This window comes from Paraburkholderia acidisoli, assembly GCF_009789675.1.
In the GTDB taxonomy this organism is placed as follows: Bacteria; Pseudomonadota; Gammaproteobacteria; order Burkholderiales; family Burkholderiaceae; genus Paraburkholderia; species Paraburkholderia acidisoli.
This window is the reverse complement of sequence record NZ_CP046916.1, coordinates 652134-664165: the sequence shown is the minus strand read 5'-3', so window position 1 is coordinate 664165 and position 12032 is coordinate 652134. Positions and strand designations below refer to the sequence as shown.

At 56.2% G+C, this 12032-nt stretch carries 16 protein-coding genes and 1 tRNA gene; all 17 read left to right on the top strand.

Features of this window, described 5'->3' with window-relative positions:
* Positions 1-686: 686 nt before the first annotated feature.
* The gene (locus FAZ98_RS31785) at positions 687-908 is read left to right on the top strand and encodes a hypothetical protein (RefSeq protein ID WP_158957564.1); all 222 of its coding nucleotides are present in this window, start codon (positions 687-689) and stop codon (positions 906-908) included.
* A 60-nt stretch (positions 909-968) separates the two neighbouring features.
* Positions 969-1044, top strand: a tRNA-Thr gene (locus FAZ98_RS31780).
* A 20-nt stretch (positions 1045-1064) separates the two neighbouring features.
* On the top strand, positions 1065-1526 hold the full coding sequence (locus FAZ98_RS31775; protein WP_158957562.1) for a terminase small subunit-like protein: 462 nt from the start codon (positions 1065-1067) through the stop codon (positions 1524-1526).
* On the top strand, positions 1523-2797 hold the full coding sequence (locus tag FAZ98_RS31770) for a hypothetical protein (RefSeq protein WP_158957560.1): 1275 nt from the start codon (positions 1523-1525) through the stop codon (positions 2795-2797). The genes FAZ98_RS31775 and FAZ98_RS31770 overlap by 4 nt, the downstream gene beginning before the upstream one ends.
* The gene (locus FAZ98_RS35835) at positions 2798-3364 is read left to right on the top strand and encodes a DUF1073 domain-containing protein (protein WP_233272953.1); all 567 of its coding nucleotides are present in this window, start codon (positions 2798-2800) and stop codon (positions 3362-3364) included.
* Between the two features lie 113 nt (positions 3365-3477).
* Entirely contained in the window at positions 3478-4260 is a 783-nt protein-coding gene (locus tag FAZ98_RS35830) for a hypothetical protein (protein WP_233272952.1), read from the top strand.
* Positions 4257-5093 carry a hypothetical protein gene (locus FAZ98_RS31760; protein WP_158957689.1) on the top strand — a complete coding sequence of 279 codons (837 nt, stop codon included), beginning with the start codon at positions 4257-4259 and terminating at the stop codon, positions 5091-5093. The genes FAZ98_RS35830 and FAZ98_RS31760 overlap by 4 nt, the downstream gene beginning before the upstream one ends.
* 4 nt (positions 5094-5097) lie before the next feature.
* Complete coding sequence (locus tag FAZ98_RS31755; protein WP_158957687.1) at positions 5098-5409, top strand: hypothetical protein; 312 nt, start codon at positions 5098-5100, stop codon at positions 5407-5409.
* A gap of 57 nt (positions 5410-5466) precedes the next feature.
* Complete coding sequence (locus FAZ98_RS31750; protein WP_158957684.1) at positions 5467-7368, top strand: NUDIX hydrolase; 1902 nt, start codon at positions 5467-5469, stop codon at positions 7366-7368.
* A complete protein-coding gene (locus FAZ98_RS35825) occupies positions 7369-7698 on the top strand; it encodes a hypothetical protein (RefSeq protein ID WP_233272951.1) in 330 nt (109 codons plus the stop codon).
* On the top strand, positions 7695-7973 hold the full coding sequence (locus FAZ98_RS35820; protein ID WP_233272950.1) for a hypothetical protein: 279 nt from the start codon (positions 7695-7697) through the stop codon (positions 7971-7973). Before FAZ98_RS35825 ends, FAZ98_RS35820 begins: the two co-directional genes overlap by 4 nt.
* A 12-nt stretch (positions 7974-7985) precedes the next feature.
* Positions 7986-9011 carry a DUF2184 domain-containing protein gene (locus FAZ98_RS31740; RefSeq protein WP_158957683.1) on the top strand — a complete coding sequence of 342 codons (1026 nt, stop codon included), beginning with the start codon at positions 7986-7988 and terminating at the stop codon, positions 9009-9011.
* Positions 9012-9129: 118 nt separating this feature from the next.
* On the top strand, positions 9130-9651 hold the full coding sequence (locus FAZ98_RS31735; RefSeq protein WP_158957548.1) for a hypothetical protein: 522 nt from the start codon (positions 9130-9132) through the stop codon (positions 9649-9651).
* Between the two features lie 2 nt (positions 9652-9653).
* Entirely contained in the window at positions 9654-9914 is a 261-nt protein-coding gene (locus FAZ98_RS31730) for a hypothetical protein (RefSeq protein ID WP_158957546.1), read from the top strand.
* A gap of 1 nt (position 9915) precedes the next feature.
* Complete coding sequence (locus FAZ98_RS31725; protein ID WP_158957681.1) at positions 9916-10560, top strand: hypothetical protein; 645 nt, start codon at positions 9916-9918, stop codon at positions 10558-10560.
* Positions 10560-11039, top strand: coding sequence for a hypothetical protein (locus FAZ98_RS31720; RefSeq protein ID WP_233272949.1), 480 nt, complete (start codon positions 10560-10562; stop codon positions 11037-11039). Before FAZ98_RS31725 ends, FAZ98_RS31720 begins: the two co-directional genes overlap by 1 nt.
* Positions 11036-11995, top strand: a complete 960-nt coding sequence (locus FAZ98_RS31715) for a hypothetical protein (RefSeq protein ID WP_158957679.1) — start codon at positions 11036-11038, stop codon at positions 11993-11995. The genes FAZ98_RS31720 and FAZ98_RS31715 overlap by 4 nt, the downstream gene beginning before the upstream one ends.
* The last annotated feature ends 37 nt before the right edge of the window (positions 11996-12032 follow it).

The following is a 12032-nucleotide window of genomic DNA, read 5'->3' as shown; positions in this document are numbered from 1 at the left end:
GAAAATTAGAGCCAGCGTTTGGGAAGGTCCGTGACGTTACGACGGAACCGCATATACCCTAAGCGGTCGCTTGACCGGCGTAACCGGTCCTCTCAACGGAGCGCGCAGCACGGGATTGGTGAGTGGCGCGCACTCGCATGCCAGTCCCCTCCGTTGAGAGCGAATGCGCAGGTGCTGACTGCGCGCGGGAACGGGGTTAAAGCCCAAAAGCCCGATGGAGTTCGCCGTAGGGGCGATTACCTATCCGTTACAGGACGGGAAGCGAAGTCTTAGACAGTCCCATAAGCTCGAAATCAGCGCGGGCCGCTCTCTTCAATCATGAACGCCAATCTAATCATCAGCCACTACCTGAACGCCATGGCTCGCAACGCATGGCTATGGTCAAGATGGATGGATGAATGGGCGGCTTGGTATTTGAAGGTGTGAGATGGATATTCGACCGGGAGTTTGGTGATTACTAACCCGCATCCCAGCGCATGTCTGAGTGGTACTCGATGCGTTTGGGTCGCGGGCCTTCGCGCGTGCGTTCTCATGCTGCTGGGCGACACCGGTAGCTAAAGTCGGCCGACAGAGAGCGCACTCTCGAAGGCGAATATCGTTAGCCGCGCGTTCCGATAGGAAGCCAAAGTGCCATGCGGGCCGACGACCAGTAGCTTTCCTTAATCTGCGTTTACAGGGGACGCAAAATGGCTTTTTTGACAAAAGATCTTGGCGATTACGCCTTCCAGCGCGCAATGGACGTCGCATACAACGCCTCCATTAACGGTGCCGATGAGAAGCATGTTATCTCACGTGCACTTGCTGTTATGAAGGCTGCTGTGGAGATTTCCGAAATGTTGGAAATCCGGCGCGGCAGCATCGCCGATCGTGCGATTGGCAGCGTCCAAGACAAGCTAGTCATTGGGTAAGCAACAGTTTCTCCTGCCGACACCCTTCGGCTTTGCCCACTCGGGCATTTCTTATTCTGCGCCGGATTAGCTCATCAGGTAGAGCAACTGATTTGTAATCAGTGGGTGGTGGGTTCGAGTCCTGCATCCGGCACCAATCATAGAAATAAAGGGCGCATGCCCATTGCGGGTATGGCCAGAACGTCTGGTTTCTCTAAAGCGCTAGCGGACAAGATCTGCGAAAGCATCATTGACGGCATGACCTTGCGTCAGATCGGCGACTTGGAAGGAATGCCGACCAAGACAACTATTCTTCGTTGGTTGGGGGATGACCGTTATATAGCTTTTCGTGACCAGTACGCGCGTGCGCGCGAGCTTCAGTCTGAGTCAATGGCCGATGACATCCTTGAAATATCGGACGATGGCAGAAACGACTGGATGGAAATCGTCGGCAAAGACGGCGATACCGTAGGCTGGCGCGTCAACGGCGAGGCCGTTCAGAGGTCGAAGCTGCGAGTCGAGACGCGTAAATGGCTGATGTCCAAGATGCTCCCAAAGAAATATGGAGCAATCAAGATTGATTCCGATGGTGGCGGCGAAGGCGGCCCCGGCCTCGACGACCCAAATCCTGACGTATGAAGCAATCTGTCAAGTTACAGGAGCTTCATTCGAAGCAGGTTGAGATCGGGAAGGCTTTTAGCGAACACGATCTTGTCGTCGTTCGGTGTGGGCGACGTTTCGGTAAGACCACGCTGCTCGAGCGTTGTGCCACGAAATGGTCCTACCAAGGGTTGCGCGTTGGCTGGTTCGGGCCGACATACAAGCTCAACCTCCCGACCTATAAGCGGGTGCTTCAGACGATCTCCCCGGTCGTCGTATCGAAGTCGAAGATCGATCAGATCATCGAGACACAGAAAGGCGGGTGCGTCGAATTCTGGACGCTGCAAGACGAGGATGCCGGGCGCTCGCGTTTCTATGATCGGGTGATCGTCGATGAGGCAAGTCTCGTAGCAAAGGGCTTGCGCGAGACGTGGGAACAGTCGATTCGCCCTACTTTGCTGGATCGCCGCGGTAAGGCGATGATGGCAGGGACGCCGAAGGGCGTAGACCCCGAAAACTTCTTCTATCAGGCTTGCACGGACAAAGCGCTGGGTTGGGTTGAATTCCACGCTCCTACCGCTTCGAACCCGAAGCTGGATCCTGATGCTGTAGCGAAGCTCGTCAATGAATATCCGCCGCTGGTATATCAGCAGGAGTTTCTTGCCGAGTTTGTTGACTGGCGCGGTTCGGCGTTCTTCTCCGAAGTCAATCTTCTCGAAGACGGTCAACCGGTCGAATATCCGACGCGATGCGATCAGGTCTTTGCTGTAGTCGACACGGCCCTCAAAGATGGGCTTGAACATGACGGTACGGCTGTTATCTACTGCGCGCGCAACAAGATCGCTGGACACCCACTGATCATTCTTGATTGGGACATTGTTCAGATACAGGGCGCACTTCTCGAAGAATGGCTTCCCTCCGTTAATCAACGGCTTGAGGATCTGGCGAAGGAAACGGGTGCCCGGCAAGGCAATGTCGGTATCTGGGTCGAAGATAAAGGCAGCGGAATCGTGCTGATCCAGCAATCCGAGCGTCGCGGGCTTCCCGTTTATCCCATTGAGGAAAAGCTCGTCGATATGGGGAAAGAGGGGCGAGCCCTATCGGTGAGCGGATATGTCTATCGCGGAGACGTGAAATTTAGTCGCAATGCCTACGACAAAGTGACCAACTACAAGGGGCAGACCCGCAACCACTTACTTGCCCAAGTGTGCGGCTTCCGCATTGGTACGAAAACGCCTCATCACATGGACGCGCTCGACGTGTTCTGTTATGCCGCAGCAATATCGCTCGGCGATTCATATGGCTGGTAAATGAGCGACCCATTAATTGACGACGGCAGCCAGGCATCAATCGGGCTTGGCGCTACTGTTCCGTCTTCGCTCATGCGGATCCTGATGGCCGATGACATCGTGCCCGGCGCCGCTCCCTCGTATGAAAGCTGCAAGACGCTGTATAGCTTTCATCCGCTTGGTGCCAAGATGGCCGAGGCTCCTATTGAGGAGGCCCAAAGCCAAGAACGCGAGATCACAATCCCGGGCGCACCCGAAGAAGACCTGATCTCGGCATTCAACCGCGAATGGATGGCGATCGGCATGACGGGGGCCGACGAGATCATCAGAGGTCTCATGACGCTCAAGCGCGTCTATGGGATTGCCTCGCTGGGTGTCGGTGGCCGATTCCTCAATGGGGATGATTTTCCGACGAACGAGCCACTCCCCTATGAGCGCCTCCATGAGATGGAGGTGTACTTCAACACGTGGGATCCGCTGAATACGGCGGGGTCTCTCGTGCTGAACCAGAATCCCAATGCGCCTGATTTTCAGAAGCCTCAATATCTGCGTGTGGCGGGGAAGGATTACCACTCGTCCTGGCGGTAATCGCACTCAATGAATCTCCGATTTACATCGAGTGGACGAATAGCGCATTCGGCTTTGTGGGGCGATCGGTCTATCAGCGGGCACTTTATCCGCTGAAAACCTACGTCCAGACGATGATCACCGACCAGGCAGTGGCGGAAAAGGCTGCGTTGCTGGTGATGAAGATGAAATCACCGGGGGCAATCATCGATCAGCGGGCGCGTAACTGGTTTGGACTTAAGCGCTCCGCGCTCAAAGGCGCCAAGACGGGTAACGTCATCTCGATCGGTATTGATGAAAATATCGAATCAGTAGATCTTAAGAACCTCCGTGATGCCGCAGAGTTCTCGCGCAACAACTGCGTCAAGAACATCGCCACGGCGGCCAAGATGCCCGCCTCGATGCTCTATCAGGAAACGCTGACTGAAGGATTCGGCGAAGGCTCGGAAGATGCCAAGATCATCGCGCGCTTCATTGATCGAATGCGCATCGAAATGAATCCGGCCTATCGCTTCATGGATCAGATCGTGATGCGACGGGCGTGGAGTCCAGAGTTCTACAAGACGATGCAGCGCAAGTATGCTGAATATAAGTCGGTGCCCTACGAGACGGCGTTTTACGAGTGGAAGAACGCCTTCACTGCAACATGGCCGAATCTACTGGTCGAACCGGATAGCGAGAAGATCAAGGTTGATTCCGAGATCCTGAAGGCGGCAATCTCTGCGGTTGAAGTCTTATCGCCGCTGCTGCCGCAATCCGAAAAGGCTCGCGCAGCAATCTGGCTCGCAGAGACGATGAACGAGCGCAAGCTCATGTTCTCGTCGCCGCTCGAACTGGACGAAGATGCGATCGCCGCATACGAGCCAGTTGCACCTGAGACCGAGCCCAAGCCCATTGTCGAGTCATCGCATCTATGAAATCCCGTTCCGCCAGTCAGACATTCCAAGAGGTCCTGACTGCTGCCGTTCGGGATATCACAGAGAATGGTTACGACGACGTTGGGCGGCTCGACGAGTGGCTGAGACGTTTGAGGCTTGCTGCGGTCGCTGACCTGCCAACACCGGAGGAAATTGAGAGCAGGATGCAACTGGCGATGAAGGCGGTCTTTGACCGTACATTCTCCAAATCATCGGTGCTCAAGTATCACCCGTGCGTGCCGCGCTTCACGGTAGAACGTCTTAAGCCTTTCGCGCGGGAAGAACTGGATCGGCGCATTCGGTCGAGTGCGCAGTTGATCAAGCTGAATCGAGAAGAGGCGATCGAGAAAACGCTCCGCCGGTTCTCTGGCTGGGCCACCTCGATCCCTGATGGCGGATCGCGGATAGTCGAGAAGGTTGATGTCAAGGAAAACATCGCCAAACCAATTCAGCAGATCAAGTATGAAGCGCGTCGTTGCCAGATAGATCAGGGCGCCAAACTTGTTGCGGCGATCAATGAGGTCGTGGCGACGCAGGCTGGCGCCATCGCCTACCGCTGGCGTTCGCATTGGCGACGTGCCGGGTATGACTATCGTGAGGACCACAAAGAACGGGATCAGAAGATCTATCTGATTCGCGGCAGTTGGGCGCACGAACAGGGTCTTGTGAAAAAAGGCGACGCCGGATACTACGACGAAATAACTGCCGCCGCCCAAGAGCCCTTCTGCGAGTGCTACGTTGTTGCAGTCTACGCGCTGCGTGAATTGCCCGATGAAATGCTGACTGAAAAGGGGCGCAAGGTTCTCGACGAGACGCGACTTACAGGAAGGTAACTGCATGAATCCGCTTTTGAGCTGCAAGCCTTACATTTTCCGCGCACAAGGTGATGCGGATAGTTTGCCTTATGGACCTGCGTACTGTTTCGAAATCATCGCCAATGGCGAACGCTCATACCATTTGGCGACGCGAAACATGGATGGCGAAGACTTGATGAAGCGCGCATATCCAGACAAGGGATACGAAAACTCTCGCCACTATATGACGATCGTCAGTTTGACTGATGCACAGATTGCCGATGCCACTAGCAGTTTCGGCAAGTTCGTCAGTGGCGAATTCGTCAGATTGAGCGATCCCCTCGGCAACGTCTAACTTGCACCATCCACACATAGAAGCCACCTTCGGGTGGCTTTTTCTTTTGGTACTTTCATGCCGCTTGAACAAGGATCGTCGCGCGAGGCGATAAGCCACAACATCGCGACCGAGCGCGCAGCAGGAAAGCCCGAGAAGCAGGCGATCGCGATTGCATATAGCGAGGCTGGAAAGAGCCGCCAAGACGCCGAAGAATCCACGCAAATTAACTGTGCCGGCGTCCTCTTCCGCGCCCCCGGCCCGCTCTATCTGCTCGTCAGGCGTAGCGATACGGGCGAATGGGAGCAGCCTGGGGGCCACGCGGAAGGCGATGAAACGCCCGAAGCTGCGGCAGTCCGCGAATGCGAAGAAGAGATCGGCGTGTGCCCAGATGGCATTCGCTGGCCGGTTCGACGCAATCCGATTCCCGATGGCAGCGGTGAATACACCTGCTTCCTGCAGGACGTGCCAGAGCCATTCGAGCCAAAGCTAAACCACGAGCACACAGCATGGCAATGGGCCGCCGCAGATGCCCTGCCAGAAAACATGCTGGTGCCGGTCGCCCGCACGATCGAGTTGGTTACTGGCAATGAACTCGATATCGCCAAGCGGATGGCCGCGGGCTATCTGCTCTCTCCGCAGAAGTATGAAGGTGCGTGGCTCTTTGATCTTCGGATCACCGGAACGGGCACGAGCTATCGCAAGGCGCTCGATGAGTACGCCTACCGCCCGCCCGAAACATTCCTCACCGAAGAGTTCCGCGAGCGCTGTTACGGCCTACCGGTTCTCTTCCTGCACTCCAAAGGCGCCCTTAACACGCAGGAGTATCGAGACCGAAATATCGGCTCGATTTTCTTTCCTTATATCGCGGGCGATGAGGTCCGCGGTGTAGTTAAGATATTCGATTCGGACGGTGCTCAACTGATGTTGACATCGCACGAATCGACTAGTCCCGCGGTGATTTTCCGCGACGCGGGCTCGACCGAAACCGTCGAGATTGACGGCAAAACGGTTCTCATAGAAGGCAAACCCTCTTTCCTCGACCATCTGGCGGTTTGCCCGGTTGGTGTTTGGGATAAGGGCGGCGAGCCCAGCGGAATTAATAACGGAGATTCACAGATGGACGAAAACGTTCAGGAGCAAGTGCCCGCGTGGGCCGACGCTCTCGGCAAGCGCTTTGATGAAGCATATTCGACATTGAATGCGCGCATGGATGCAATCGAGCAAAAAGGCGGCGAAACAATGCCGGCCGCAGAGCTTCGCCCAGATGCAAGCGGCCACGAAGCTGCTGCGGCTGCTGATTTGGCCGCTGCCGAAGCTGCTGGCGCCGCAGAAGAAACCGCAGAAGCCAAGGCTGCGCGTGAACTGAAGGAGCGGCAGGACGCTGAGCAAGCTCGCCTCGACTCGGAAGAGGCGGAACGCACCGAGAAAGAGCGCAAGGAAAAAGAGGAGAAGGAACGCATGGACGCCCAAGTTCGCGCGGATGCCCAGTTGCGCGGCGAAAACGCCGAGATGAAGAAGCAGATCGAGGCAATGAACGCGCAGATCAAGGCACTCGCCACGCCCCCGTCTGCATCGGATCGCGATCAACTCAGCGCCGCGCAAGCTCGCTGGGATTCGGTCGCGCAGATGCTCGGCGATTCGGTACCGGCTCCCCTGCACTTCGAAACGCCGATCGCTTATCGCAAGCGCCTGGCTGAAAAGTTCCAGAAGCACTCGGACAAGTTCAAGGGCATTCGCCTTGACTCGCTGGACGGTGCCGTGTTCGACACGATCGAAGATCAGATCCGTCAAGACGCACAGGCGTATGCCAAGAGCCCGTCCGTGATGCCCGCCGGCCGCCTCCTGCCGACCATCCGCATGGACAGCGCCGGTCGTCAGATTACCGAATACCACGGCGATATGGATGTCTGGCTCAATCACTTCAAACACCACGGCGTTGTCGCCAAGGTCCTGCGTCAAAATCACGGAGCACGATAAATGACCATCAGCTTCAATCCGGCGCTGACCACTTCGCCGCAGAATACCTTCCTCCTGCAAACGGAAGGTTACGTTCAAGGTAACTACTTCGACGATCCGTCGACGAAGAACTGGCTTTTGAGCGGCGTTGTCGGGTCGAGCGTAACGCAGCCGATGTGGGGCGGTCTGGCGATCGAAGAAACAGTCGCCCAAGTCAACGCCAACGCACTCGGCAGTTCGATCACGCCCGCAGCGAGCGCAGGGACTGTGACCGGCTTTACGGTCTTCAACCAGTCGAACAACATGCTGCTCGTGCCGGCAACAACGTGCAACAGGCTGTTGCTGGCATGACGATGGCCTATTTCCGCACTGGCTCGAATGCCCGCATCGCTGTTTCGTGTCTCGCATCGCTGGTTGCATCTCTTGAAGGTGGCGCAGTCAATCAGACGCTGTATTGGGATCCGGTGTTGTTCCAGTTGACCGCATCGGGTACGAGCGGCGCATTCGCACTGCCGTCCACGACGCGCATCATCTCATTCAACTCGAACAGCAAGATCGTCAGCTACAACTCGGGCACCGGGGCTCTCACCTGGACGACGGGTTCGGCCGCCATCATCCAGATCTAAGGAGCCCACCACATGGCAAACAACTTCCCCGCCCAGGTACGGGTCAATCCGCACTTCGCGGAACCCGATCTGATCGTCACGTATGCGCAGGCATCGGGCGCATTCGCCGCACTTCCCGGCAACAAGCCTAAGGTGAAACTCGGCAACGATGACCTGTACGTCTACATCAACGCGCTTGATCTGCGCACGGAAACGCTTTCGGCCCAGGCTGCCGGTAATTTCCTGCCTTCGGCAACGCTTGTTGGCACGCAGTACAGCACACAGACGTACCTGATTCGCACGCGATCGATCTGGGATCATCACGACATCGCCGCAGCGGCTCACTACAACGTGAGCCTGCCCGCCGCTCAAGATCTGGCCGCTCGGCAGGGCATCTATCAGCAAATGCGCACAGCGCTGCTCTACGGCTACCAGCCGTCGAACAACGAAGGCCTGCTCAACGCTGCTGCTGCGACAGCCGTTACTCTGCCTCCCGACCAGTACGGCAACACGACCGCATCGACCTACGACAATGGCGATATGTCGCTGTGGCTGCTGTCGCAGATCGTGAACATCAAGTCGGGCATGTTCCAATCAGGCGCGCAGATCACGAACCGCATTCGTTTCATCGGGCCGCAACGCATTCTGCTGAACTGGCAACTTGCCAACATCGTCCGTGTGACGGCATATCAGCGTCCGGGTGCTGGCACGTCGACGACGGGTCAGGTCGTGGCGAACGTGACCGCAGAAGCTGGCGATGAAGTCGAGTACTACTTCGATGACACGTTGCAGGGCAAGGGCGCGGGCGGCGCGGATATGGTCATTCTGACCATCCCGGAAATCGAGCAACCCGATATGCCCGGCATCAACACCAACGTGTTCGGTGACGTTCAACCGTCCACGAAGGCGGTGAACGCGATGTACACCGACATGCCAGCGCCGATGAAGATCCCGACGCCGATCCCGGATGGTGCTATCACGGAAGTTCAGGAAATGCGAATTTCCAGCGGTTGGAACCTCCGCGGGCAAGGCTTGTACCTCTTGTCCATTCCGCATTAACGATTTGCCCCGCACCTAGATCGCGCGGTCGAAAAGCCAGTCCCTGTCTGGCCTGGTGCGGGCATCAAATACAGGGTCAAGCCGCCTCGCGCGGCTTTTTCTTTTCAGGGAAAGTGAAATGGCAAAGATCTACCTCGCGAACTGCACTCGCCAACACCTCAAGCATTGCTATCGCATTGCGGAGTCAAACAAACTTTCGATGATTGAAATCGATTCCGGTCATCAGAAAGTTGTCGGCGAGCAATGGAATCAACCGCAAGTCGAAGCATTTGTCAGGGATCTGGAGCGCTGCGGATTTCGTCGTGCCGCGGAAACGAGTCGCAAACTTACGGAATTCTCCGGTTTTCTTTATAGCGTCGACAAGCCGATTATCGAAGATCACATCTATCAGGGCAACGAGGCCCTGATTGAGCATCAGGAGTATCGCTCGGCATCCGAGGCGACAAAAGCCGCGCTCGCAGTCGATACCGTCAACCGTGCACCGAAGGACAAGCGCAAGCGTCTGGCAAAGGCCGTTGAAGTCACGGTCGAGCAGGACATCCCGCCGCGGGAGAAGGCGACCGGCAAAGAGGTCAACATGCAACTCACTATCGCTGAAGATGGCGCGAGCGACAATCGCACCGCCAAGTTGCCGATCTGATCATGAAAGCCTCTTTCCGGATCACCGAGGAAGGCAGGAAGGCGTTGCGCGATCTTCCTCAGCCCGCGCCAATGACGCACGCCGAAGAAGTCAAGGCGCTCATGGCCAAGGGGATGAAGATCATCTTTACGCGTGGCCATGCTGTATGGGCGTTCGCCCCGAAAGCGTTGTCCTGCTGGTCGCCGTACAGTGCGGCCTTTCCTGCTGCCCACGATGTCAGCCAGTATCTGGCGTTGGGCGGCGAAATCGTCACGATTTCCTGATATGTGGACCAATCCGACCCAGCCGAATCTTGCCGATTTCAATGCGTTCGTATTGAATCAAGGTGTGCCGCTTACCGATCTGCCGAGCGGCGCGCTTGCGAACGTCAGTATTGATGAATCAGGCAATTTGACCGCAGTAAGTTCAACGGGAACGGTTGCGGCTGGAATGGCGCTCGTTGGTGTGGACATCAATACCTACATCGCAACATGGGACGGCACAAGCGGCACGGTGATGCCTGTACCTACTGCGTCCGTCAGTGCCGCTTCAGCCGGAACGTACTCGCCGTATCTGGCGTGGGCGTTCCTTGGTGCGGAGGCGGTAACACTGATCCCGCCTGCCTGTATGCCGCCGATCCTGTACGTGACAGCGGTTTATAACTACGGGATGCATAAACTGCTGAAGATCGGTCAGGATCAACCGGGCCAAACATTCTTCACGCAGCAAAGAGCCGCATTCAAGCTGATGTCGTTCAAGGCTGGTCCCGTCAGCGCTTCGGCGGATCAATCCACATCGGATACGCTGCTCACCCCGGATTTCCTGAAAGGTTTGACGATGGGCGATCTTGATCTGCTACTGACGCCTTGGGGCCGTGAGTACCTGGACTATTCGCAGAGCTACGGCCCGAATATCGTCGGTGTTAGCTGATGGTCACCCTGAATCTCGGTGTCGTGGATGTCGCCTATTCCGATGCTGACGGCGCCACGACGACAGGCGATGTCGCTCAATACATCGAGAACGACTATCACGTCATGCGGACGTTCCTGGAATTGCACGAAGACGAGATTGGAGACTTTCTCGCAAATGCAATGGCAGACGAGATTGAATCGCTTGCTCAAGGAAAGCCGGTCATTCCATTTGCGAGTCGCGATGTCACGACAACGCTTGGTGACCGTGTTATCGAAGGCCAAAGTGTCAACGGTCGCATAGAAGAAGCATTCCGAGATTATCTCGATTCGCGCGAGTGGCAAACGACAAGCGGCCAGACCATTGATGCGGCTGATGCAGGCGTCAGTCATAAGAAGAAACATCCCAACTCAAGTAAAAACAAGGCGCGCGCAGCTTTTGTTGATACCGGGTTGTATCAAGCCTCGTTCCGAGCGTGGCTCACCAATGACGAATCATGACCCTGATATCCGAAGCCGCTAGCGCACCCGGGCAATTGGCTGCCTCTCTAGCAGCCGGTGTCGCACAGATATCGGATGATCAAACGGTTTCGTTTCAGCAATATACGAAATCAACGCTTCCCATAGATGGTTACGTATTCTGGGTTGCGACGGGAACAAGTCAGCAGTTTTCCGGATCATTGCATGTCCTGACTGATCGGCACCGTGAAGAAGACCAGACGATTGCCGCGAACAAGATGGTGTTCACGGCAACGGAAGAAGTATCGCAGCTCAATGCGATTGCTCCGGGCACGATGTGGGTTGGATCGTGGAACGTGGACGGGACGACACTTCAGGTGGCGTTCTCCGAAACGGGCGCGAACTATCAACAAGCCGGTCTATGGCATTACCGCGGATTTGCGGTCTACCCCGCCCTTTCGTCTCAGCTTGTCGAAAGTGCCGCTGATCTGCCACCCGAGCCAATTGTTTCAAACAGCCTGCCGATATGGTTAAGCCAGACCACATTTGGCACAACGACTGTGCCCGTTTATCCGTCATACTTGGTGCCCGACAATGTAGTGCCGCCATACATCGTGGCCCACGTCGAGCCCGATATGACGGAGGCGCCTTCGTTCCCGATCGCACAATGGCCCGGCAACCCTGTATCGCCCAATCAGTTGGTCCAGATGTCCATATCGCAACTAGCGAAGGACAACGTAAGACTGACGTTGTACGGATTCACGAACCAGATGGCATGGCAATACCTTGCCATGCTGATTGATTACTCCGTCAATACCGACAACTTTGGATTTGGCAACACGCCGGTTCCTCGCGATGAAAAGCGCACTCAAGTGGAAATCAGTGCGCTTGCCATGAAAAAAACCATTCAGATCGTCGCCTGGTATTACCAGGCAGCCGCAGACGCCATTGCGCGTCGCCTGATCCTCTCCGCCGGATTCAGTTCAATCACCGTCTAGACGGGGCATCCCCGCATGACGTTCATTGCCCGTCTTG

Bases quoted from the DNA above. Each gene is read 5' to 3' on its own strand.
- FAZ98_RS31715 (WP_158957679.1), top strand. From the start codon at position 11,036: ATGACCCTGATATCCGAAGCCGCTAGCGCACCCGGGCAATTGGCTGCC.
- FAZ98_RS31725 (WP_158957681.1), top strand. From the start codon at position 9,916: ATGTGGACCAATCCGACCCAGCCGAATCTTGCCGATTTCAATGCGTTC.
- FAZ98_RS31720 (WP_233272949.1), top strand. From the start codon at position 10,560: ATGGTCACCCTGAATCTCGGTGTCGTGGATGTCGCCTATTCCGATGCT.
- FAZ98_RS31785 (WP_158957564.1), top strand. From the start codon at position 687: ATGGCTTTTTTGACAAAAGATCTTGGCGATTACGCCTTCCAGCGCGCA.
- FAZ98_RS31760 (WP_158957689.1), top strand. From the start codon at position 4,257: ATGAAATCCCGTTCCGCCAGTCAGACATTCCAAGAGGTCCTGACTGCT.
- FAZ98_RS35820 (WP_233272950.1), top strand. From the start codon at position 7,695: ATGACGATGGCCTATTTCCGCACTGGCTCGAATGCCCGCATCGCTGTT.
- FAZ98_RS35825 (WP_233272951.1), top strand. From the start codon at position 7,369: ATGACCATCAGCTTCAATCCGGCGCTGACCACTTCGCCGCAGAATACC.
- FAZ98_RS31730 (WP_158957546.1), top strand. From the start codon at position 9,654: ATGAAAGCCTCTTTCCGGATCACCGAGGAAGGCAGGAAGGCGTTGCGC.
- FAZ98_RS31740 (WP_158957683.1), top strand. From the start codon at position 7,986: ATGGCAAACAACTTCCCCGCCCAGGTACGGGTCAATCCGCACTTCGCG.
- FAZ98_RS31755 (WP_158957687.1), top strand. From the start codon at position 5,098: ATGAATCCGCTTTTGAGCTGCAAGCCTTACATTTTCCGCGCACAAGGT.
- FAZ98_RS31770 (WP_158957560.1), top strand. From the start codon at position 1,523: ATGAAGCAATCTGTCAAGTTACAGGAGCTTCATTCGAAGCAGGTTGAG.
- FAZ98_RS35830 (WP_233272952.1), top strand. From the start codon at position 3,478: ATGATCACCGACCAGGCAGTGGCGGAAAAGGCTGCGTTGCTGGTGATG.
- FAZ98_RS35835 (WP_233272953.1), top strand. From the start codon at position 2,798: ATGAGCGACCCATTAATTGACGACGGCAGCCAGGCATCAATCGGGCTT.
- FAZ98_RS31735 (WP_158957548.1), top strand. From the start codon at position 9,130: ATGGCAAAGATCTACCTCGCGAACTGCACTCGCCAACACCTCAAGCAT.
- FAZ98_RS31775 (WP_158957562.1), top strand. From the start codon at position 1,065: ATGCCCATTGCGGGTATGGCCAGAACGTCTGGTTTCTCTAAAGCGCTA.
- FAZ98_RS31750 (WP_158957684.1), top strand. From the start codon at position 5,467: ATGCCGCTTGAACAAGGATCGTCGCGCGAGGCGATAAGCCACAACATC.